Origin of the sequence: Saccharopolyspora antibiotica (assembly GCF_047200635.1) — a bacterium.
In the GTDB taxonomy this organism is placed as follows: Bacteria; Actinomycetota; Actinomycetes; order Mycobacteriales; family Pseudonocardiaceae; genus Saccharopolyspora_C.
In genome coordinates, this window is the sequence record NZ_JBJZOI010000003.1 from 86,367 (window position 1) to 109,044 (window position 22,678).

A 22,678-nucleotide genomic window follows, 5' to 3' on the forward strand; every position below is an offset into this window, starting at 1 on the left:
AGCCCAGGCGGCACTGCTCGGCGTCTTCGGCGGCGATCGTGTCTTGACCGAACGAGGAGTTTTCTCGAGCGTCGGCGCCGATCGTGGCCTGCGCGATCCCGGACGGTCCTGGCCCCGGACCTCGCCACGCGAACGACGTTCCTCACCCGCATTCAGCGAGGCGCCTTGGCCGGTTAGCTGCCCAGCCGACTTCGGCCGGACCGCCCGGCTGGCCGTGAAAACCGGTGCTCGATGAGATCACCTTGCGGCCCGAGGACGGGCGAAGTCGATTGGCGTCGGTCAACGGACTAATCGATGCCATGTTGTTGACCACGGAGCTGCCGAGGGGGATGCGCTACCGTCCCACCATGAGGAGCTTCCAAAACGCGCGGCACCGCTTCTAAAGCCCCAGCTCGCGAAGGGTGCTCTCCACGCACGTGGAGGTGTTCCGGTGTTCGGCACCGCCTTCACCAACGAGCTGATGTGCTCTCCACGCACGTGGAGGTGTTCCGCCGTGGTCGACGGTGCGAACCCCGATCGTGAAGTGCTCTCCACGCACGTGGAGGTGTTCCGTCCTCGGCCCAACCACCGCCCGGATAGAACTCGTGCTCTCCACGCACGTGGAGGTGTTCCGTGCCTGGACTGCCACGAGTCCTGCGCCACGACGTGCTCTCCACGCACGTGGAGGTGTTCCGCTCCTTGAGCCGTCGGGTCAGGCGATCATGCAGTGCTCTCCACGCACGTGGAGGTGTTCCGTGCTCGGCCTCAGCCAGTCCCAGCAGCGAGCTGTGCTCTCCACGCACGTGGAGGTGTTCCGACACCTTGCATGACATGTGCGACTGGCTTGACGTGCTCTCCACGCACGTGGAGGTGTTCCGCCCGGTGTGGAGATTGCACGCGAGCTCGGCATGTGCTCTCCACGCACGTGGAGGTGTTCCGGCGCGGCCCTGGGTGAGCAGGAGGCCAAGGTCGTGCTCTCCACGCACGTGGAGGTGTTCCGCCCGACGACGTGTTGTCGATGCCGGTGCCCGCGTGCTCTCCACGCACGTGGAGGTGTTCCGGTTGCCATGCGCGCGAGCCGTCGCGACGTGCTGTGCTCTCCACGCACGTGGAGGTGTTCCGCCATGACGGAGGAGAGGCTGCCGCCGCAGTCGGTGCTCTCCACGCACGTGGAGGTGTTCCGGCCCGCCCCGCTTGATCGCGGCCCCACCGGACCGGCCGCGGGCGACCTCGATCGGTGGTCAGCGGTCGGTGAGCGCGGTCAGCAAGGCGGCGGTGAGGGCGGAGCGTTCGAGCAGGCCGCTGATCGTGGCGTGTTCGGTGCGGGCGTGCGCGCCGCCGCCGACGGCACCGAGGCCGTCGAGCACCGGGATTCCGGCGGCCATCACGAAGTTGCCGTCGCTGGCACCACCGACCGAGACCTCCCGCAGATCCACGCCCAGCGGTTCCGCGCAGGAGCGGGCCAGCGCGAACAGCTCGCTCACTTCGGGCGTGCGCGCGAACACCGGGCGGTTCCAGCCGCCGGTCACCGCCAGGTCCACCTTCGGGTTCACGGGCCGGAGGTCCGCCAGCAGCGCGGCGATGCGGCCGCGTTCCGCTTCGCTGCTGACCCGGACGTCGATGCGGGCGACGGCTCGGCCGGCGGTCACGTTGGCACCCGTCCCGCCCTCGATCAGCCCGACGTTCACCGAGGTTCCGACGTCGAGGTCGGTCCAGCCGTGCAGGCGCAGCACCTGGTGGGCCAGTTCCCGGATCGCGCTGGCGCCCGCGGTCGGGTCGAGTCCGGCGTGCGCTTCCTCGCCGGTGGCGGTCACGGTGAACAGGCCGACGCCTTTGCGCGCGGTCTTGAGCGCGCCGTCCGCGCTGGCCTCGAAGACCAGGGCGGGTCGGGCCCGCCCTGCTTCGGCGACGATGACGTCGGAGGACGCGAGGCTGCCGGTCTCCTCGTCCCCGTTGAGCACCAGCGTGAACGCCGGTCGCGGCAACCCCAGCTCGTCGAGGGCGCGCACCGCCCACACCGCCTGCACCAGCCCGGCCTTCATGTCGAACACCCCGGGGCCGGTCATCCGGTCGCCGTCGACCTGGAACGGCCAGCCGGCGAGGGTGCCGGTGGGCCACACGGTGTCGTAGTGCGCGAGCAGCAGCACCGGTGCACCGGTACCCGCGTAGTGCCGGACGAGGACGTCGCCGGTGGTGTCCCTGGTTAACCACTCGTCCGAAGCGGGCGGTCCCAGCCTGTGATCGAGCCAGTCGCGCACCCAGCGCAGGCAGGTGTCCAGGGCGGCGAGGTCGTCGCTGGAGCTCTCGTGTCCGACGTATTCGGCGAGGTCGGCGATCATCTCGTCCCGGTGCGCGGCCAGCCAGGCCGCCACCCCGGTCACGCCTGGCTCCGCACGAGTCCGCCGAGTTCCGCGATGCGGTGCTCGGACATCGAGTCCGGGTCCGCTTCGAGTTCGCGGAGCATGTCCAGCAGCGCCCGCAGCACCGGTACGCCCACACCGACGCGATCGGCTTCCTCGAGGACGGTGGCGTAGTGCGTGGTGACCTCGACGGCGCGGCGCCGCACCGCGAGGTCCCGCCAGATGCCGCTGCGGTTCTTCGGCTGGGTCCGCAGCCACCCGGTGAGCCCTGCGATGGCCGCCGCCCGTTCCGCCGGATCGGCGCCGCGGGCGAAGGCGTTCGGCGCGAACGCGTCGAACGGTTCGAGCCGCACGTCCAGCGCCTCCGCCACGTCGAACACCTCCTCGGTCAACGCGCACATCGTCGCCGGGTGCCGGTCGATCAGGTCCGCCATCGCGTCGTCGGCGAGCGCGGTCGCGGCGAGCATCGCGCCGAAACCGGCCTTGGCCCACAGGAATCCTTCGACGTTGTCGCTGACCCGCGCGGGACCCCAGGCGTTGAGGTCCCGGGCGAGCTCCCGCACCCGTTCGGACACCGGACCGCCGCCGGGCTCGCCCACGACTAGCGCGCCCGCACCGCCGTCCGCGATCACTCCGGGCGCGGTCCGGTCGGCGAAGATGTTGACGAAGGCGGCGACGGTGCGCGGCCAGCCGATCCGCTCGGCCAGCACCGGCTCGTTGAACCCGTTCTGCACCGAGACCACGTAGCCGTCCGCGGCGAGGCGCGGGGCGATCCAGTCGGCGGCCGCTGCGGTGGCCTGCGCCTTGACCGCCAGCAGTACGCGGTCGAGCGGCCCGGTGAAACCCTCGGGGGTGGTGGCGTGCACGGGCACCGCGTCGCTCCCGCCGGGGCGGTCGAGGCGGAGGCCGTGTTCCTGGATGGCGGCCACGTGCTCGGCATCGGCGTCGATCACGGTCACCGGGTGTCCGGCGCGCACCAGGTGGTAGGCGAGAGTCCCGCCGATCGCACCTCCGCCGAGCACCGCGTATGCGGCGTGGGTCATTCCCCGCGTCCTTCCTGTTCGTGGTCCCGCGGCGGCCACAGCCGCGGGAGGTGTGCCGCCCCGGCGTTGGAGCCGCCGTCGACGCGCACGATCTCGCCGGTGATCCACGACGATTCGGGCCCGGCCAGCCAGCGCACCGCGCGCGCGACGTCCGCCGGCTCACCGGGCCGCCCGAGCGGGTTCACCGACACGGCCGCCGCGTACTCGTCGGCGACCGGGTTGCACTCGCTGTCGACCGCGACGAAGCCGGGGCTGACGGCGTTGACCCGGATGCCGTGCGGACCGAGTTCCAGGGCCGCGGCGCGGGTGGCCATCTCCAAGGCCGCCTTCGACGCGGCGTAGGGGCCGCCACCCGGCCGCGGCCGCAGGGCCGCGCCGGAGGAGATGTTCACGACCGCGCCGCCGCGGCCCTCCGCGATCGCCAGCCCGCCGAACGCCGTGGTGGCCAGCACCGGGGCCCGCGCGTTGAGCGCGAACACCCGGTCCCACCGCTCGGCGTCCACGTCCAGCATGTCCAGCGAGGGGTAGATCCCGGCCGCGTTGACCAGCACGTCCACCGGTGCCCGGCGCCACGCTTGTTCCAGGATCCGTTGGGGCGTCCCCGGGTCGGTGAGGTCGGCGGGCACCGGGACCCCCGGCGCGGCCGCCAGCCGTTCCCGGTCGATGTCGACGGAGGTGACGACGCAGTCCGCGCGGGCGGCGAAGTCGGCCGCGACCGCACGCCCGATCCCGCTCGCGGCGCCCGTCACGAGCACGTGGGTCGTCACTCGAACTCCTGGTCCTTGGTCTCCGGCATGGTCAGGTAGATGACGAGGGAGATCAGCGCCGCCCCGGACACGTACAGCCATAGCAGGTCGTGGTGGCCGATGTCGTTGAGCCAGGTCGTGATGTACGGCGCGGTCCCGCCGAACAGGGCCACCGACAGGGCGTAGGGCAGTGCGATTCCCGTCGCCCGGACCTCCGGTGGGAACTGCTCGGCCATGATCACCGCGCAGTTCGCCGAATAGCCCAGCACCAGCAGCATTCCGGCGAGCTGCACCGCGAACACGCTCCAGAAGTTGTTCTGCAGCAGGTGCAGCAGCGGCCAGGACAGCAGCACGAACCCGCCGGCGAACGCGGCCAGGGTGGGCTTGCGCCCGACCTTGTCCGACAGCAGGCCGACGAACGGCAGCAGCACCACGAACACGACGAGGCTCAACGTCTGCGACAGCAGGGCCTGCGAGAGCGGGATCCCGGTGACCAGGTTCGCGTAGGTCGGCAGGTAGTTGACCCAGATGTAGTAGGTCAGCGTTCCCGCGATGGTGATGCCCGCGACGCGCAGCGCGGCGATGGGGTGGTCGACGAACATCGTGCGCAGCGGGTTCGTCTTCGTGCGCCCGCTGGAGGCGGCCGTGGTGAACGATGCGGTGTCCTCCACCGAGGTCCGCAGCCACAGCCCCACCAGGCCGAGCAGCCCGCCGAGGACGAACGCGACGCGCCAGCCCCAGCTGTGCAGGGCCGCGTCGCTGAGGGTCGAGGTGGCCACGGTGCCGATCAGGGAGGCGATCAGCACGCCCCCGGCGACCGAGACCTGCTGCCAGGAACCGGCGAACGCGCGGCGCCCGGCGCCGGCGGATTCCACCAGGAACGCCGCGGAGGAGCCGAATTCCCCGCCCGCCGCGAACCCTTGGAGCAGCCGGGCGAGCAGCAGCACCACCGGCGCCAGCAGACCGACGGCCGCGTAAGTCGGGGTGAGCGCGATCAGGAACGACGCCCCGGCCATCAGCCCGATGGTGAGGGCCAGGCCCTTCTTGCGCCCCTGCCGGTCGGCGTAGGCGCCGAGCACCGCGGCCCCGATCGGCCGCATCACGAAGCCGATCGCGAACACCGCCAGCGTCGACAGCAGAGCCGCGGTCTCGTCACCGGCGGGGAAGAACTCCACCGCGATGATCTTCGCGAACACCGAGTACAGCGCCCAGTCGACCCATTCGACGGTGTTGCCGATGGTGCCCGCGACGATCGCCTTGCGCTGTGCGGGGGTGGTCTTCGAGGTGGAGACCTCTGGTGCACCGATCATGGCGTCACTCCGGGGGAATCGAGCCGCCGGGCCTCGGCGCGAGCGGTGGAGGCGAGTTCGGCGTGCGTGACGAACCGGACGTCCCGGTGCGCCTTGATGTGGTCGAGCAGTTCCCGAAGCACCACCAGCCGCGAGCGGTGGCCGATGACGTGCGGGTGCATCGTGAGCTGGAAGACACCGCCCGCGCGGTAGGCCGCGTCGAACTCGTCGATCCAGATCTCCAGGACGTCCCGCGGGCGCGAGTGCGGGCGCACCGAGCCGTAGCGGTCCATGGTGAAGTAGGGGGCGTCGTCCCGGATCCAGTCGACCGGGATCTCGACGAGTCCGGTCGCCGCGCCGTTCGCGACGATCTCGTACGGTTCGTCGTCGGCCATCAGCGACGAGTCGTACTCGAACCCGAGCTCGAGCACGACGTCCAGCGTGGACTCGCTGAAGTCCCAGGACGGGGTGCGGATCCCGACGGGCCGGACGCCGGTGAGCTCGGTGAGCGCGTCCAGCGCCCGGACGGTCAGCGCCCGCTCGTCCTGCTTGCCCAGCAGGGTGTTGCGCTCGTGTATCCAGCCGTGCACCCCGATCTCGTGCCCTGCCGCCACGTAGTCCTTCGGCTCATCGGGGTGCAGCAGCGCGGACACGCCGGGCATGAAGAACGTCGCCGGAGCCCCGGCGTCGGCCAGCAGTTCCAGGACGCGGGCAGCGCCCACCCGAGATCCGTACTCGCCTTGCGCGAGCCGGCCCGGGCTGGTTTCCGCGTCCCGCAACGGGATCGTCTCGTGGTCGGAGTCGAAGGACAGCGCCACCGCGGCGCGCGCCCCGCCGGGCCACTCCTGCGGGACGAGCCGCCGTCCGGCGCGCACCGCCTCGACGTGGCCGCGCCACGTCTGCTCCGGCCACTGCCACGCAGCGGCAGGTTCGGTCGAGGACACGGTTCCTCCCTCACGGTCGGGTTGGTTCGAAGCCGCTCACCGGGGTCCAGGCGCGTTTGAGCGTGGCCAGGTGCAGCGTGATGTCCGAGGCGTGCAAGCCGGGCAGGGTGCCGATGACCTCGGTGGTGTAGTCGAACAGGTCCGCCTTGGTGGGCAGCACCATCTGCCCCACCAGGTTGAACCGGCCGGTGGCCGCGGCGAGGAACTTCGTGCCGGGGTGCGCGGCGAGCCGCCGCCCGGCGGCGTCGAGGTTTCCGGGGTGGATCGAGAGCCACAGCATGAACTCCACGCCGTAGCCGAGGACTTCGGGTTCGACCAGCGTGCGGAACTGGACGCTGTACGAGCTCAGCAACCGGTCCAGGGCTCGTGCCGCGCTGGATTCGCTGCAACCGAGGTGTCGCGCGAGCACGCTCACCGGCAACCGCCCGTCGGCGGCGAGCTGCTCGGCGACCGCGCGCTCGAGGTCGCTCAGCTCCCGCGCCGGTTTCCCCCACTCCGCGCGCTCGTAGACGGGCGTCCGCGAATGCCGGAGATCGTCCACCGCCTCGTCCGGCAGCAAGCCGGTGTCCCAGGCGGGGGCGGTGGTGAAGGTGCGGATCACCGCGACGCTCTCGGTGCCCGCGATGAGTCCCGCACCGGGGAGGTTGGTGAACAGCAGCCGCAGCAGCTCGTCGTTGTCGTGCGCGACGAAGTCGACGATCAGGTCGGCGGTGCCGGTGACCACCGCGAGGAACCGGGCGTCCGGATGGGTGGCCAGCTGCTCCGCCAGCTCCCACCCCTTGCCCGGCTTCGCCTGGATGCGCACCAGCATGGAGGAACCCGCGGCGGTGCGGTCCAGGTCGACGACGCCGACGACCCGCACCAGCCCGCGTTCGTGCAGGGCGGTGAACCGGCGTTGCACGGTGGTCTCGCTGGCTCCGGCCCAGCGCGCGATGGCGCTCCACGACGCGCGGCCGTTGAGCTGCAGCGCCGCGATGATGCGGCGATCCATCTCGTCGACCTGTTCGGCGTGCTGCCCGGAATTCATGCGGCGGACGCTAGACAGCGAGTCGCACCCGGTCAATGCGGGAATCCTGCATCGACATCGTCAGCAGCGGACCATGTTCCCGAAATTCGTCGCCGATCCATCGAAAACCCGCACTCCTGTGGCATCCGGGGGAACGTCACGCCCGCGCCGGATCCCACCGCAAGATCAGCAAATTCGTGCGGATCCGGCCGGGCTCAGCCTCGGCGTTGGGCCGGAAGCCGCCGATTCACGCCTGGAGGAATGCGCAGGCCGTCGAGGAGCACGTCCTGCCGCCTAGCGTGGGCGACGAGGTCCTCGGTAGGTACGTCGTCACGCAGTGTGCCCACACGAGCGCCTCCTCACCCCCAACGCGGCACGGCCGCTGATCCGGCCTCGGCGATCCCAGGCGGCCGGCGCTTCGATGGGGCGGCAGATGCGCACCGTGGACGATGGTGACGTCGTCCGATTCGTGGTCGGGTGATCGCGATGGGTGACCCGTTGCTGAACCTGATCCTGATGTCCAAGGGGCCGTTCGGGCCCAACCGGGCAGCCCCAGCTCTGGTCCGCTGGGCGAGTTGAGCGCGCTGCTGTTGCAGCGCAACGGCTTTGCCTTGTTCAACGCGGCTGTTCAGGTGTTCCGTGGTGGTGCGGGCGGCATTGGTCCCGAGCTGGCGGAGTGGAATTCGCCGCACTCGCGCGTGGAAGGACACCTAGGGGTTCTCGCCGATGATCTCTTCTGCTTCGGCCAAGACCTCTTCGATCTCCAGTTCGCGATCACCAGTAACCGGACCGTAGTCACGTTCGCCCCGGAGAACGGGCAGCGCGCCAGTATCGGCTCGTCCTTGCAGGATTGGGCGGAGTGGCTGCTCGCCGACCCCAACGTTCGCGGCGCGCACGGCTTCGCAACCTCGTGGCAGGACGAGTTCGGCGCGTTGACGATGCAACAGCGACTCATCCCTCGCCGGTTCTTCGTGCTCGGCGGAACGTACGATCGCAACAACGTCACCAGCATCGACGCCGTGGAGGCCATGCGGATCCGCGGTCCACTCGCGCGACATGTCCACGACCTTCCCAAAGGAGCGAACGTGCAGCTAGGCGGAGAGCAGAAGCCGACCCGCGCGGAACTCCAGCTCGTTGCCGACTACGGGCAGATCTACCTGTTTGATCAGGCCGACGCGACGTTCGACGTGTCCGAGGAGTGGACCGATCAGCTGCTGGATCTGCGTATCGGCTCCGACCTCGACGAGCCGACGCTGATCGGCTTGGGCACCGCACGCAGCGCGAAGGTGTCCTTCGTCCTGGAGCTGCTCGCCCAGGAGCCGGATCAGTACGTGCAGCAGGGATGGGACCACGTCGTGGAAGCGAGCATCGAATCTCCTAGCGGAGTCCTTGTCCTGAACGGGCCTACCGCGGCGGAGAGCAAGGCCATCGAAATCCAGGTGCGCCCTGGGAGCTACCGGGTGCGCCACCACTTGGGGGGCCTGGACACCCTCTCCGACGACGGCCTCGACGGCGACGACCACTACGAACTCTTGCTCTGGCCCGAGCCCTGCCACGACCCCGAGGTCCTCAAGGCCGTGGCTGAGTGATTTCCGAGGCACATCGCCGCCGCTGGCCTGGGCACCGTCAGAGCAATGGGCAGGCACGCAGGTTTCGGTAATCCGGCTCCGTGATCTCCCGCTACCACCTCGGGTGTCCCGAGTGCGAGGAAATGTGTTGGGCCCGCTCGGGGTGGAGCCGGTGTGGCGGAGCCGGTGGGTGCTGATTCGTTGAGTGGCGGCTCAGGGCAGGTGGCGTCCGATGCGGGTCCAGAGGTGGTCGTAGCGACGGGTGGTGATGGGGTCGTCGTTGCGGTAGCGCAGGAGTGGCCCGCCGGACGCGGCGGCACTGCGGTGTTCGGCGTGTTCTTGGAGTCCGCGCATCAACGTCGGTGAGACCGGTTGCCAACGAGCCGTGTCGCCCTTCTCTTTCAACAGCACCAGGCACTGCTGTGGATCCAGATCTCGTGCCGTGAGAGCCAGCGCTCCGCCCCGGCGGCAGGCGGTCTCGGTGCGCAGCCGGATCAGGAGCGCGTCGAGCAGTGGGTCGTTTCCAGTGGTGCTTGCCACGTGGTTGCTCTCGGTGAGTCCGGAGTCGGGTAGGTCGCGTCGTGTGATGGGCAACCTTCTCGCCTTGGGTACCCGTTTGGCGGGGTTGTGCGAGTTCCGGCAGCGGTAGCTCGCGGCGAACACGCCCGTTCGCGTGGGGCCGACCGGATGCCGAACTCCTCGGCGGGACCACCCCGGTCATCGGCCGCTCACTCACGACGACCACCACCACAGGCGGCCGAACAACACAGCAAGGCGGCAGCGCCCGAAGCGCTCACCGCCATGGCGACTACATCGTAGGATCCATATTGCGGTAGCGAATCCGCTACGCGTGCGTATCCGAGGCCGGAGCCGAACCAAAGCCCCAGCCGTTCGTAGTCACTGGCATGATCGGTGTCTCACGGCTATGAACAGCGCCTTCGTTCCTCCGGCGGAGATCAGATGGTGCTTCGGACCTGTTTTGCCTGGTCGACCGGGTCGAGATCGGTCCTCAAGCACCTTGTGGGGTGGAATTCGACCTATCCACTAGAGCCGACTGTTTCGGGAAGTATTGCTGTGCTTGCAGTCAGTGGCCCGGCCTTGCGGCCTCGTGCCGGATCGTCACGTCAGGGGAGCAGGCGCATGGCGAGCACAGTTCCGTCCGGATGGATTGACACCGGGCCGCCCCACGATTCGTCCCAGGAGTCGCTGGGCCAGACGGAGCGGTGTGCGTAGATCTCGCGGCGGTGTTGTTCCACTCGTCCGTGAGTAAGATGACCGAACAGGTCGGTCTCTACGCCAGAGAAGGCCTCGACGCGGATCCCGTTCAGCCGGAAGACATGGTCGGTGCCGACGAAGTGAATACCGAGGAGTGTGTGTTTCGCATCCTGAACGCTACCGGCGGCAGCGTGGGCGAAGCCGGTGAAGTGCTTCCTTCCTTGGCGTTCGGTCAAGTATTGGACGGTCGCTTTGCTGTGGCCGGCGAAGGCCGTCAGGCCAGCGGCGGCTGTGCGCGCGAGGACCTGCCCGAACCACTCGTACCGCTCTCGCGTGACGTGGAAGCCGGGGATCGAGGCAGGGGGCTCATCGCCGGTAGCGGGCAGTGCGATTTGAGGGTAGTGGTTCGTGTCGCTGAGCTCGACGTCCAGGTCACCACTCGCAGCGTTTGGACTGCTGAGCCAGCCGCCGCTTCCCTCGGCGCAGAGGGCGTGCACGGTGACGGGCCCGTCCACGGGTAGTTGGGTGCTGAAGACCAGGGCAGGGGTCTCGTTCCAGGTTCCGATGTGAACGGCCTCGACGTGAGCCGATGCGGAGGCGAGTTGGCCGTGGGAGTACGCGGCGTTGCTGTGGTTGCCCTTGCACGCGATCGGAAGCACCAGCGAAGGGGATCCGGGTTTCCACAGCTCGGCGAAGAACTGCGGGCGGTACCGATATTTCTGTCGGTGTCCCCTTTCCCGGCTGCTCAGGGCCCACCCGGCACGCAGCGCCGTGTCTGCGGGCACGATGGAGACGACGCGGTCCGGATGGTGCTGTTCTAGAATGCGGCGGGCCAGTGCCAGAGCGAAGCCGACGCCGAGCTCACTCGATTGGGTGTGCTTGTAGTAGTCCGCCGTCTCTTTGCCCTCAGTGGACAGCTTCATGAAGGAACCGGTGTCGCCAGTCAGTGCCTGGCTGTACTTCAGCGCGCCCCAGTGCTCGGCGAGTCCGCGCGCGGCACCTCGTCTTGCCAGCGCGATGGCTCGGCCGAACATGTGCAGCACGTTCCACGGAGTCAGCTGAGCGGATTCGTCTCCCCGCACATGTATCGGCTTGAGTTCAGGTTTCCGCCGAAGGACGGCGACCTCGTCCTTCGCGCTGTTCTCCTCAGCTTGCTTCTTCGAGCGTCTCTCATCGTCGTCCGCTGCGGCGGCGGCCACAGCGTCAACCAGCCCGGAATCCGAGTGGAGGGATACGTTCGAGCGTTTCGCCAGATCCCTTAGCACGTTGTCTGTGGACTTTAACACTATTCCCCTTATCGTGCCCTCGGCCGACTGGAGTCAGCGCCGCGTGATCAACACCGACACACAACGATACGTTGTAGATCGCACGTGCGCTTCCGCTCAACGAGTGAGGAGTTTCGGAAATCTGAGACAGGCCCTCCTTGGGTAGTTCTCGGCGGTGAACGTTCAAAACGGCCGTGTGGGTCTCGGTACTGGGTCCGTCCGTTCAAGGATTTCGACCTGTTCGAACGAAGCTTCATCGCGAAGGAGTTGTGCACTACCGGGTCTGGCTGTGTCCCCGCAGCAAGCCGGACCGCGTAGTGGCCGACAGGGCTCATCGCACCTGTCAAACCGCACTGTCCTGCGGCGACGCGGGATCGCGTTCACCAGCCCGGAACGCGCCGATTAGTCCCCCATCGCGGCAGCAGGACCCGCGGGGTGGCAGGCCTCCGGCGTCGGTCACACCTCCTGTGCACTGATCTGGCGGGGATGATGTGGATCTGGCGGTGCTTCGCATCGAGCTCGAGATATTCTTTCGAGAAGAGTCGGCTACCTGATAGCTGCCCGGCGGTGGATAAAACGGACTTCCTGCGATGATCGCAAACGGGTGCAACTTCATGTTCGGTTCGGTTACTGTAGGGTGCTTAGCTGGACGCTGGCAGTGTCTGTGGAGGGCTTTTCTGGTGAACAAGCAGGTCACGTCCGATGATGACGAGGATGGTGCGGACACGACGGTTGCGGGAGTCGCGCGTGACCGTTGGGGCGTCCAGATCAGTCCTGGGCTGCGCCGATTCCGGGAACCTGGGTGGAAGTACGACCGCGAGATCATCAGGCAATGCCCGAACTGCCGGGGCGTTCTCCATACGCTGCTGCGGCCCTACGTGAGCAGAGGGAAGCACCTGAACTTCGTCGCTATCGTGTGTCCGCGATGCCCGGAGTCGTTCGACATGGCTGCTCTAGGGGTCCGGCGAGTTCGTGAACTTCGGGCCACGCGCACGGCAGCCCGTAGTTCCTGGGTGTCATCAGGTATGACCGTTCTGGCCGTGCTCACCGGAGACTCGTGCGGCCGCCGATCCGCATCTCTGAAAACGATGAGCAGAAGGGGAAACAGCGAGGCTCGGCAAGTTCGGATGGTGGGGAGCCCGGCCGCAGGACCTGCGTTCGGGACACAAGGTCGTGCGGCCGGGCTGTTGAGGACGCCGCCCGCGTATAGCCGGGGCCGTCCCGCAACGGATGCGACGGGGATGACGGGTACCTGCGGTAGCCTCGTTGTGATGGGTTGGTGGTGGTCGGTAATCGGCAAGCGCGTGTGGCGGGAGGCTGCGGTGTGAGCGAGGTCGATTTCACTCCTTTCGCCCATGTCACAGCGCCCAACGCGGAGCTCTACCGTCAGATCATGGGCGCGTTCGTCCAGGCCAAACGCAGGTTCATCGTGCACCTGCGGCCGGAGGACGTGCACGAGAACCTCCCCGGCGAACTGCAGCCGATCGTCGACGCACTCTCCCGGTTGGTGGATTGGGGGAATTTGCGCGCGGACCCGGATACCAGCCGGGTCACCACGGTCGAGGACTTCCACCGTGCCCGGTTCCTCTACCAGCTGACCCGCGAGGGCGAGGCCGCCGAGCAGGCACTGGCCAGCTACGACGACGCCCTGGGCAGGCGCGGAGCGCTGCAGGCCGTGGCGCTCACCGATATCGCGACCCAGCTCCGCGCGCTGCTGGAACTGGCGCGGCAGGACGATCCCGACCCGGCGAAACTGCACCTGTCGTCGCGTTCCCTCGTTGACCGATTCACCGATCTCGCCGACAACGCCCAGGCGTTCATGAGTTCGTTGCAGCGCACCATCGATCTGCACGACGCCGACCCCGAGGCCTTCCGCGCCTACAAGGACCGGTTGATCGACTACCTGGAGCGCTTCATCAAGGATCTTGTCGCCACCGGCGGTGAGATCGCCGCGCTGGTTCAGGACATCGAGCGGGTCGGCGTCAACTGCGTGCTGGACCTGGTCGCCGAGCGGGAGGCCTCGGACGCGGCGCCCGGAGTGGGCGAAGACGGTGACGATCCGCGACAGGTCGCGTTCGAGCACGGACAGCGACGCTGGCGGGAGCGCTGGCGCGGGTTCCGGGGTTGGTTCATCAGCGAGCGACAGCACCCCAGCCAGGCGAAACTGCTCCGCGAGCGCGCCCGTGCGGCCATTCCGCAGTTGCTGCAGGTGGTGGCGACGCTCAACGAACGCCGCGCCGGCCATTCCGACCGGTCAGCAGACTTCCGGACCCTGGCGCGATGGTTCGCCCAAGCACCCGCGCAGGCCGACATGCACCGGCTCTGGCGAGCCACCTTCGGCCTCTCGCCATCCCGGCATCTGGTCGGCGAGGCCGACGACACGCAGCGGGTCGCGGTGAACACGCCCTGGGCGCAGGCACAGCCGTTGGAGATCAGCCCGCGACTGCGCAAGACCGGCAGTTACGAGCGCCGCGGCCGACCGAACCGAGTGGTGGACCGCTCAGCGCAGCGGCGGCAACTGGCCCTCTACGCTGAGCAGGAAGCCGCTGAAACCGCGGCGGCCCGCAGTGCCCTGGCCACCGATTATCCGACGCTGCTCGGCGATATCGGGGAACTGGACCCGGCGGCGTTCCGACTGTTCCTGCAGTTGCTCGGCGACGCCCTGTCCGCGCGAGTCCCGGGACAGCGCAGCGTCACGACTACGACCAACGATGGCACCATGCTGATCCGGCTCACCGGGCTCGGTGCGGATCGGGAGGCCGAGATCCGCACGCCGCAGGGGATCTTCCGCGGGCCCGACCACCTGGTGGAGATCGTTGACCTCACCGACGAGAAGCCCGTGGAGCGCAGCGCATGAGCGCCTTGGGCGACGCTCTCTCGGCCAGCCGCGCTGACGAGCAGCGTCGCGCGGCCCGTGCGCTGCTGCGCCGCCCGTTGCTGCGCGCCACCGACCCCGCCTTCGTCTACGTCCGCCGCTATGCCCCCGAACTACGGCAATGGTTCGACCGCAACACCGGATGGCGGCTGCACGTCGACAGTGAGGTCGCCCGGCTGGTCAAACAACCCGCCGACGTCGGCGACGCGACCCACCCGGCGCGCGAGGTGCGAACCAGGCAGGCATTCGGTCGTCGGCGCTACGTGCTGGCTTGCCTGGCGCTGGCCGCGCTGGAACGAGCCGACCGGCAGATCACCCTCGGTCGTCTCGCCGAACACGTCAGGCTCGGCGCCGCCGATCCCGAGCTCCTCGCCGCAGGGGTCGAGTTCACCCTCGCGGGCCGGGAAGAGCGCTCAGACCTCGCGGCGGTGGTGCGGTTGCTGCTCGACCTCGGTGTGCTGGTCCGGGTCGCCGGCGAGGAAGAGGCATTCGTCAGGGACACCGGCGACGCGCTCTACGATGTGCACCGCCGGGTGCTGTCCGAGTTGCTCGCCGCACCGCGCGGGCCCTCCACCGTGGATGCCGACGGCTTCGAGGACCGGCTGGCGGTGTTGCTCTACGAACTCCCGCCGACGACTGATGACTTGCGGAATCGGCGGCTGCGGCACCGGCTCACCAGGCGGTTGCTGGACGACCCGGTTCTGTATTTCGACGATATCGACGAAGCCGAGCGCGCGTACTTCACCAGTCAGCGTGCCGCGATCGTCGCCCGGATCAGTGCGCTGACCGGCCTGGTCGCGGAGATTCGCGCCGAGGGCGTCGCGATGGTCGACCCCTACGACGACCTCACCGATGTGCGGATGCCGGAAAGCGGCACCGAAGGACACGCGACGCTGCTGCTCGCCGAATACCTCGCTGAGCACGCCGACCGGGCCGTTCCGCTGGCCGAACTGCACGACTACCTCCGGAGCCAGGCCGAACAGCACCGCACCTACTGGCGGAAGAACGCCACCGACACTGGTGCTGAGGTGGAACTGACCGAGGTCACGCTGGAACGACTGGCGGCGCTGCGACTGGTGCACCGCGCGGACGGAGCTGTCACCGCGCTGCCCGCCATCGCCCGCTACGCACTGGCCGCACCGACCATCCAGGAACCGAAATGACCTCAGAACTCCCGGAACCAGGGCTGTCGCGATGGCAACCGCTGCGTGCGGGCCTGATCGACGTCTTCTACTACGACTCGGAGGAGTTCTGGTTCCGCGACGGCCGGTTGCTGTTGCGTGGCAACAACGGGACCGGCAAGTCCAAGGTCCTCGCACTGACCCTGCCGTTCCTGCTCGACGGTGACCTCTCGCCACACCGGATCGAACCGGACGCCGATCCGAAGAAGCGGATGGACTGGAACCTGCTGCTCGGCGGCGAACACCCGCATCCGGAGCGGCTCGGCTACACCTGGCTGGAGTTCGGGCGCGTCGACGACAACGGTGAGCCGGTGTTCCGCACCATCGGCTGTGGCCTGAAAGCCGTGTCGGGCAAGGGAATCGCGCGACACTGGTATTTCATCACCGGTCAGCGAGTCGGAGACGGCCTGGAGTTGGTGGATGCGACCGGTGTGGCGTTGCCCCAGGACCGTCTGAACGAGGCGATCGGCGAGCGGGGCGCGGTCTACGCCCGCGCGCGGGATTACCGGCGCGCGGTCGACGAAACCCTGTTCGGCTTCGGCGAGCAGCGTTACAGCGCACTCGTCGACCTGCTCATCCAGCTCCGCCAGCCGCAGCTGTCCAAGCGGCCCAGCGAGCAGGCCCTGTCGAAGGCACTCACCGAGGCGCTGCCCACTGTGGACCAGGCCGTGGTCGCCGACGTCGCCGAGGCCTTTCGCAGCCTGGAGGAGGACCGTGCCGCGCTGTCGGCGATGGTGGAGGCTAGGGACGCCGCGCAGTCCTTCCTCCTGCACTACCGGCGGTATGCGCGGATAGCGGCACGGCGCCGGGCCGCACTGCCCCGGCAGGCTCAGCGCAGATATGAGGGCATCAGCCGTGATCTGTCCCAGGCGCAGGAGGAATTCACCCAGGCAGAGCGAGATCTCGTCGACATCGACGCGAAGTTGTCCGGGCTCGTCACGGCGCGCGAGCGGCTCAAAGCCAGAGACGAAGCGCTGCGCCGGAGCCCGGAGATGCGCAGTGCCCGCGACTTGGAGCAGGCCCGGGAGAAGACGCGAGAGCTCGCGCAGGCGCAGGACCGGGTGATCCGCGACCGCGACCGGGCGGCGGGAACTCTGGCCACCCGGCGCGAGCGGCACGAGACCGCAGCACGGCAGCAGGAGGAGGCCGGGGGCAAAGTCACCGGAATCCGGCGCGACGCTCTCGCGTCCGCGAAGAAGGCCGGGATCGTCGCCGAGTACGCCGCGACCATCGATGACCGTATCGAGCAGCATCCGGACCAGTCGGCACTGCGCCGCGGCGCCAATCAGCTCGCGCAACGCCAGCAACGAGCCATCAGACATGTGAGTGGCCTCTTGGAAGCCGTCGAAAGCGCCGTGCAGGCGTTGACGAACGCCCGGCGGCGCGTGTCCGAAATGGAGGCCGAGGCCGAAGACCTGGCGGGACGGCGTGTCGAAGCCGATGATGATCTCCGGGCCGTCTGCGCGGAACTGGTCGGCTCGGTGCGGTTGCACCTGGAGAACGCGACGGAACTGCGCATCGCCGACCTTGCCGGGACCTTTGCCGAACTGGAGTTGTGGGTGGAGACCTTAGCCGGTCCGAACCCCGCCGCGGCGGCGGTCAGCGTCGCGGGCCATGCCGCCACGGGAGAGCTCGCCGCGGCCGGGGCCGAACTGGACGCGCAGGACCGCGCCGTCCGGCAGCGCATCGCCGAACTCACTGAGGAACGGCAACGCCTGGAACGCGGTGAGGACAGCGCACCACCCGTTCCGCACACCCGCAGCGAGCTGGCCAGGCAAGACCACCCGGGAGCACCGCTGTGGCGGCTGGTGGACTTCGTCGATGACATCGGCGACCCGGCCAGGGCCGGGTTGGAGGCCGCGCTGGAAGCCGCCGGTATCCTCGACGCCTGGGTGACTCCGAGCGGCGAACTCCTGGCGACCGACACCGACGATGTCGTGCTGACACCCGGCGATCCCGTCTCGGTGAACCTGTCCGCGGTGCTCGTGCCGGCTGTCGACCGAGCCGATCCGCAGGCCGGCACGATCAGTGACGCGACAGTGCGCGAGGTGCTCGCCTCGATCGGGCTCGGCGAGAGCGGGACGACCTGGGTTGCTGAAGACGGGCGCTTCCGGATCGGAGCCCTGGAAGGCACCTGGCGGAAACCGGTCGCCGTGTACATCGGAAGCGGTGCCCGCGAGGCCGCGCGGCGCGTGCGTTTGGCTGAATTGCACGACGAACTCGCCTCCATGCGGGCCGAGCTCGCCCAGGTCGAGCGCTCGCGGCAGCGACTGGGGGAGCGGAACGCGACCTTGAGCGCGGAGATCGAATCTCTGCCCGGTGACGCTCGGCTGCGGCAGGCACACGCCCACGTCGCCAGCCTCGACCAGGAACACCAGCGGCTCACCGCCCGGAAGGCGAGAGCCGAAGCGGAGGTGGTGACCGCCACCAACGCCGAGGACGACGCCCGCAGCGCGTTGAACGAGGGCGCCGCCGACGCTTCGCTCCCCGCCGATCGGACCGGTTTGTCCAAAGTGGATGAATCGGTGGGGGAGTTTCGGATCACGGTGGCCGGTCTCTGGCCCGCCGTTGAGGCCCTGCACCGGGCCGCTCAGAACCTGATGCAGATCAGGGACGATCTGACACAAGCAGAGTCCACACTGGATGAACTCATCGAGCGCGCGGACTCCGCCGAGCGTGACGCGGCGGCGGCCGACGAGCACCACCGAACCCTCCTTAGCACGGTCGGGGCCGCAGTCGCCGAGCTGGAGCGTCAGCTCGCCGACGTCGAGGGACAAGCGCGCGGCAACGAGGCGGAACAGGACGGGGCGCGCCGGGAGCGGGATCGGGTGATCGAGCGGCGCGGCGCCGCCAGCGGGCGCCGAACCGAGCTCGAAGGAGAGCTCGCGGACGCGACACAGGAGCGCACGGTGGCGGCCGAGTCGTTCTGCCGGTTCGCGGGAACAGGCCTGCTCGCGGTCGCCCTGCCGGAGCTTCCGTTCCCGGACCCGTCGGAGAGCTGGGCGCCCGACCCGACCGTCCGGCTGGCGCGCAAGGTCAACGACGAACTCAGCGGCGTCGCCGACGACGACAACAGCTGGGAACGCGCGCAGCACCGGGTCAACAGCGAACACAAGACGCTGCACGACACCCTGTCCCGGCACGGCAACCGAGCCTCGGCGGATCTGCGCGAGGACGGCGTGGTGGTGGAGATCGAGTTCCACGGCCGCCCCGCCACCGTGCCGGAATTGACCGAAGCGCTCAACACCGAGGTCGCCGACCGGGAACAGCTGCTCAACGAGCGCGAACGGGAGACCCTGGAGAACCACCTGGTCAACGAGGTGGCGAGCACGCTGCAGGAACTCATCTCGGACGCCGAGGCGCAGGTGGCCCTGATGAACGACGAGCTGCAGGCCAGACCGACCAGCACCGGGATGCAGCTGCGGCTGTTGTGGCAGCCGCGTGAGGATGGTCCGCCCGGAGTGGCCGAGGCCAGGCAGCGGCTGCTGCGCCAGACCTCGGACGCGTGGTCGGAGGAGGACCGGGCCGCGGTCGGCGGGTTCCTGCAGGCGCGGATCGCCGATGTCCGGGCCCGTGACACCGCCGGGACCTGGCTGGAACACCTGACCGAGGCTCTGGACTACCGTGCCTGGAACAGGTTCGTCATCCAGCGGCACCAGAACGGCCAGTGGCGTTCGGCGAGCGGGCCGGCCTCGGGTGGTGAACGAGTGCTCGCGGCGAGCGTGCCCCTGTTCGCGGCGGCTTCGTCGCACTACGCCTCGGCAGGCAATCCGCACGCGCCGCGCCTGGTGACCCTCGACGAGGCCTTCGCCGGCGTCGACGACAACGCACGGGCGAAGTACCTCGGTCTGCTGGCCGCCTTCGATCTGGACGTGGTGATGACCAGCGAACGGGAGTGGGGCTGCTATCCGGAAGTGCCGGGCCTGCGGATCTCACAACTGTCCAGAGTTGACGGAGTCCCGGCGGTTCTGGTGACGAACTGGGACTGGGACGGCACCGCGCGAACCCGTGCGACCGAGCGAGATTCCGGGGCGGAGCTCGATCTGTGGGGGCAGCCGGGTGGATCGTGAGCGTCTGCGCAGGCTGCTCGGCGATCCGGAGCTGGCATGGCTGGTCAGCAGGGTTCGCACCCGGATGGAACGGGGCAGGCCGCTGCACGGCACGGTCACGCTCGCCGATGCCACCACGGCGCAGCGCGCGGCGGCGCAGCGGCTGCTGGGTCGCCGGCCCCGTGCGGGTGGTGCCCTGGCGGTGTCGCTGGCGGCCGTGGACGAGGTTCTGCGGCGGTCCGGTGCCTGCCCGAAAGGTCTGGCCGCCGCGGTCGAAGAGATCACCGGGCCGGTGGCCGACAAATCCGTGCGGGAAGCACGGGTTCGGCGAGAGTGGGAGGAAGCGTTCGCCCCGCTCGAATCGGTGATCGGTGATCGGCTCGCGGACTGGTACGCGATGATCCAGGACACCGGGCTGGTGCGCAGGCTCACCGGCGACCCGCACGCGGCGGGACCGATGCTGCGGAACCTCGCCGAGATCATCCGGAACCTTCCCGCCGAAGGCGAGCCGATGGGGCACTTCGCCGCGAGGGTGACCGGCAGTGCACACGCCCTCGACGAAGGCCCGCTCTCAACGCTCGCGTTCAGCTCAGCCCGCGCGCTCGCCGGGATGCCCGCGGGCAGTGGCGCCGAATGGCGCTACGAGGTCTGGGCGGCGGTCGGGCTGCTCCGCGATGACGTGTCCAGCACCGTGCTGACCTTGGGGCTGACCGGCGACGGCCGCACCTCCACCGGCCGTGCGCTGGCGGCATGGCGCGAGGTGGGGCAGCCAGTGGTGCTCACCTTGCGGCAATTGGTGCGGGCCCCTCCGGTGTTTAGCGACGAGCTCGTGTCGATCTGCGAGAACCCCGTGGTGGTCGCGGCGGCCGCGGACCGTCTCGGCAACGAGTGCCTACCGCTGATCTGTACCAACGGCCAGCCGGTCGCGGCCGTGACGCATCTGTTGCGGTTGCTGAGCGCAGCGGGCGCCGAGCTTCGCTATCACGGGGACTTCGACTGGGGTGGGCTGCGCATCGCGGGTTCGGTCGTGGACCGCTTCCAGGCCCGGCCGTGGCGATTCGACACGAGCTCCTACCTGGAGGTCGCGGACCGCGGCCACACCCTGACCGGAGCCCCGGTATCCGCAAGCTGGGATCCTGGCCTCACAGCGGCGCTCCGCGCGAACGGCAAGGCCGTTGAGGAAGAACTCGTGCTGGACACCCTCGTCGCCGACTTGCGACGACGATGAGGCCATGCCGGCCTCGATTGCGTCGTCGATCGGCGTGAAGGCTGTTCGCTCGGGTTGATTCCCGGGCGCACGAGCGAGGACGCGCGGCGGATCGCGGAGTTGGATCGTGAAGAATCGTGCATTGCGGCGGTCCAACGACATCCTCGAGACGGCGTAGGCGTTTTCGCCGCGGCGGAGCTCGTCGGTGAGTGTGTCGTCGTTGGCGGCCATGTCGACGATCTCGTCAACGAGATCGGAAGCGCTGTGGTGGTGCGGCCTTTCATGCATGGTGACTTCGGTGGGAGTCGGTCGGGTGGAGGAGACGGGCGGCCGGCGGGAAGGGAATGGGATCGTTCCCGCCGGTCCGGTCGCGAAGTTGCGCGTCAGCAGCCGCGGATCTTGCGGCCAAAGCCGGTGTCCGGGTGCAGGAGCGCGTCGGCGACGCGGCCGCCGGCGTCCTTGGCGCCGCCCCGGAAGTTGAGCACTCCGGCTTGGTTGGCGCTGGCAGCGACACCGTCCCAGTAGCGTGCGTCGCGTTCTCAGTGCACAGAAGCCAACAGTTGGAACGGACGACACGGGGCGGTCTCTTCGGGGAGGGGTCTGCGGTGTGGAGTTATCGGATGGTGCTCGAACAGCGGATACGCGAGCGGCGGCAGCCGTTGGAGGAGTTCGCGGAGTACGCGGAGGCGTTCGCGCGGGAGCACGGTGAGGTGGGCACGCTCGGGGTGCGGCACTTGCAACGACTCGTCGCCGGGCGTGGGCTCGTGGGAAGCCGCTTGGGCCGGTGCGGCCTGCTACGGCACGGCCGCTGGAACGGATCTTGGGGGACAGCGTCGAGGCGCTGCTCAGCAAGCCGGCCCCGTGTCCAGCCACTGCGGAGGCCGGTTCGGCGGCAGACCGTGGCGAAGGACGTCCGACCGGTCCGCGCCGGGCACTGGCGGAGTCGGGCGCAGGGACAGAGCCGCCGCGCATAGCCGGGACGGAACCGCAGACGACCAAGGCCGAGCTGTCCGGGGATCTGCTCTCAGCCGTCGACTGGCTCGATCAGCACTCCGGGCGGGGCCGGGACCGCCAAGGGGAGGTGCGATCCCGGCTGAGCGGGCAGATCTAGACGGCATGCCCGAAGCATGGACGCTGGAAGGCGGGGAGATCTACGCCATGATCGATTCGCTTGGTGACGTAGGGGCAGCCCTGGCGGACGGCAAGCCGGAGAGCCTGAGTCAGCTCTACGACAGCCTGCAACTCTGCCTCAAATACGAACCACACGCGCGAGTCGTAGAAGCTACGATCTCACCGCGTGTGGTTACCGTGCGTGTCCGAGGGGCGAGTTGCGCACTATCCACACGGCTTCTGCTTCCCGACGTCGGTTGAGGTAGGGGTTGTCCGCTGTCTCGCTTGTCCGCTCACAGTTGGCCCTGGGACACCTTGGTGGGACAGGTGGAATTGCACCGTGAACTGGTATGTCGTCCTGTTCTGGTGCGTTGGGACGGCGTGCGGTGCGTGTCCCGTCGAGCACGTGGCCGGCCCTGTGGCGGCTTGCGCGTGGAGTCATTTGACGGGACACGCCTGCTGCCCATGATCCTGTCTCCTGGGCTGCATCACGACACCCGTTGGGTTTTGGAACTGGACGTGGAGGACCTTTTCGGGACTGATCCGGGCGTGCTGCGGACGTCTGGGGAGCACTGGGCGCTCCGTGGGAAGACCGCCGTTGTGACGCTCCGCCATGTCTGGGCCCAATCCGCACAGCGCCCGCTTAGGTCTGTGCGGATGTCGTCCTGCTCGGATCAGTCGGAGCTCGTTCGTGGCCTCTCTTCGTGGCGCAGAGACCGCACTTGCTCGCGGTGGCGACGGCGATCGGACCACCATGCGAGGCGGTCGCGTGAGTTCTGCGGGAACACCACCCACAGTGCTGCGACTGCCAGCATACCCGCGATGAGCAGGGACAGGGCGA

Annotated in this window: 13 protein-coding genes and 1 CRISPR repeat array; of the genes, 5 read left to right on the top strand and 8 right to left on the bottom strand. The window is 68.9% G+C overall.

Going from position 1 to position 22,678, the window contains the following annotated elements:
• Window positions 1-401: 401 nt before the first annotated feature.
• Window positions 402-1,162: a CRISPR direct-repeat array (repeat unit 29 nt; unit sequence GTGCTCTCCACGCACGTGGAGGTGTTCCG).
• Window positions 1,163-1,220: 58 nt separating this feature from the next.
• The 6 genes from ACL03H_RS02610 to ACL03H_RS02635 are packed head-to-tail and all read right to left on the bottom strand — an operon-like array spanning window position 1,221 to window position 7,388.
• Window positions 1,221-2,360, bottom strand: coding sequence for a M20 family metallopeptidase (locus tag ACL03H_RS02610; protein ID WP_412809411.1), 1,140 nt, complete (start codon window positions 2,358-2,360; stop codon window positions 1,221-1,223).
• Window positions 2,357-3,382, bottom strand: a complete 1,026-nt coding sequence (locus ACL03H_RS02615; RefSeq protein WP_412809412.1) for a ketopantoate reductase family protein — start codon at window positions 3,380-3,382, stop codon at window positions 2,357-2,359. The genes ACL03H_RS02610 and ACL03H_RS02615 overlap by 4 nt, the downstream gene beginning before the upstream one ends.
• A complete protein-coding gene (locus tag ACL03H_RS02620; RefSeq protein ID WP_412809413.1) occupies window positions 3,379-4,149 on the bottom strand; it encodes an SDR family NAD(P)-dependent oxidoreductase in 771 nt (256 codons plus the stop codon). Before ACL03H_RS02620 ends, ACL03H_RS02615 begins: the two co-directional genes overlap by 4 nt.
• Window positions 4,146-5,438 carry an MFS transporter gene (locus tag ACL03H_RS02625; protein ID WP_412809414.1) on the bottom strand — a complete coding sequence of 431 codons (1,293 nt, stop codon included), beginning with the start codon at window positions 5,436-5,438 and terminating at the stop codon, window positions 4,146-4,148. Before ACL03H_RS02625 ends, ACL03H_RS02620 begins: the two co-directional genes overlap by 4 nt.
• Window positions 5,435-6,361 carry a polysaccharide deacetylase family protein gene (locus tag ACL03H_RS02630; protein ID WP_412809415.1) on the bottom strand — a complete coding sequence of 309 codons (927 nt, stop codon included), beginning with the start codon at window positions 6,359-6,361 and terminating at the stop codon, window positions 5,435-5,437. Before ACL03H_RS02630 ends, ACL03H_RS02625 begins: the two co-directional genes overlap by 4 nt.
• Window positions 6,362-6,371: 10 nt before the next feature.
• A complete protein-coding gene (locus tag ACL03H_RS02635; protein ID WP_412809416.1) occupies window positions 6,372-7,388 on the bottom strand; it encodes an Lrp/AsnC family transcriptional regulator in 1,017 nt (338 codons plus the stop codon).
• Between the two features lie 554 nt (window positions 7,389-7,942).
• Between ACL03H_RS02635 and ACL03H_RS02640 the strand changes: the two genes are divergently transcribed.
• Window positions 7,943-8,956: a hypothetical protein gene (locus ACL03H_RS02640; protein ID WP_412809417.1), complete on the top strand. Its 1,014-nt coding sequence runs from the start codon at window positions 7,943-7,945 to the stop codon at window positions 8,954-8,956.
• A gap of 192 nt (window positions 8,957-9,148) precedes the next feature.
• Here the strand turns inward: ACL03H_RS02640 and ACL03H_RS02645 are convergent, their stop codons facing one another.
• Both ACL03H_RS02645 and ACL03H_RS02650 read right to left on the bottom strand, forming a co-directional pair.
• The gene (locus ACL03H_RS02645) at window positions 9,149-9,475 is read right to left on the bottom strand and encodes a hypothetical protein (RefSeq protein WP_412809418.1); all 327 of its coding nucleotides are present in this window, start codon (window positions 9,473-9,475) and stop codon (window positions 9,149-9,151) included.
• Window positions 9,476-10,059: 584 nt separating this feature from the next.
• Window positions 10,060-11,439: a hypothetical protein gene (locus ACL03H_RS02650; protein ID WP_412809582.1), complete on the bottom strand. Its 1,380-nt coding sequence runs from the start codon at window positions 11,437-11,439 to the stop codon at window positions 10,060-10,062.
• Window positions 11,440-12,739: 1,300 nt separating this feature from the next.
• Between ACL03H_RS02650 and ACL03H_RS02655 the strand changes: the two genes are divergently transcribed.
• From ACL03H_RS02655 to ACL03H_RS02670, 4 genes are all read left to right on the top strand, one after another.
• Entirely contained in the window at window positions 12,740-14,272 is a 1,533-nt protein-coding gene (locus ACL03H_RS02655; protein ID WP_412809419.1) for a TIGR02677 family protein, read from the top strand.
• A complete protein-coding gene (locus ACL03H_RS02660) occupies window positions 14,269-15,453 on the top strand; it encodes a TIGR02678 family protein (RefSeq protein ID WP_412809420.1) in 1,185 nt (394 codons plus the stop codon). The genes ACL03H_RS02655 and ACL03H_RS02660 overlap by 4 nt, the downstream gene beginning before the upstream one ends.
• Window positions 15,450-19,541 (top strand): TIGR02680 family protein, encoded by a 4,092-nt coding sequence (locus tag ACL03H_RS02665; RefSeq protein ID WP_412809421.1) that lies wholly within the window; start codon window positions 15,450-15,452, stop codon window positions 19,539-19,541. Before ACL03H_RS02660 ends, ACL03H_RS02665 begins: the two co-directional genes overlap by 4 nt.
• A gap of 64 nt (window positions 19,542-19,605) precedes the next feature.
• On the top strand, window positions 19,606-20,748 hold the full coding sequence (locus tag ACL03H_RS02670; RefSeq protein WP_412809422.1) for a TIGR02679 family protein: 1,143 nt from the start codon (window positions 19,606-19,608) through the stop codon (window positions 20,746-20,748).
• The last annotated feature ends 1,930 nt before the right edge of the window (window positions 20,749-22,678 follow it).

Bases quoted from the DNA above. Each gene is read 5' to 3' on its own strand.
- ACL03H_RS02660 (WP_412809420.1), top strand. From the start codon at position 14,269: ATGAGCGCCTTGGGCGACGCTCTCTCGGCCAGCCGCGCTGACGAGCAG.
- ACL03H_RS02615 (WP_412809412.1), bottom strand. From the start codon at position 3,382: ATGACCCACGCCGCATACGCGGTGCTCGGCGGAGGTGCGATCGGCGGG.
- ACL03H_RS02635 (WP_412809416.1), bottom strand. From the start codon at position 7,388: ATGAATTCCGGGCAGCACGCCGAACAGGTCGACGAGATGGATCGCCGC.
- ACL03H_RS02625 (WP_412809414.1), bottom strand. From the start codon at position 5,438: ATGATCGGTGCACCAGAGGTCTCCACCTCGAAGACCACCCCCGCACAG.
- ACL03H_RS02665 (WP_412809421.1), top strand. From the start codon at position 15,450: ATGACCTCAGAACTCCCGGAACCAGGGCTGTCGCGATGGCAACCGCTG.
- ACL03H_RS02670 (WP_412809422.1), top strand. From the start codon at position 19,606: ATGGAACGGGGCAGGCCGCTGCACGGCACGGTCACGCTCGCCGATGCC.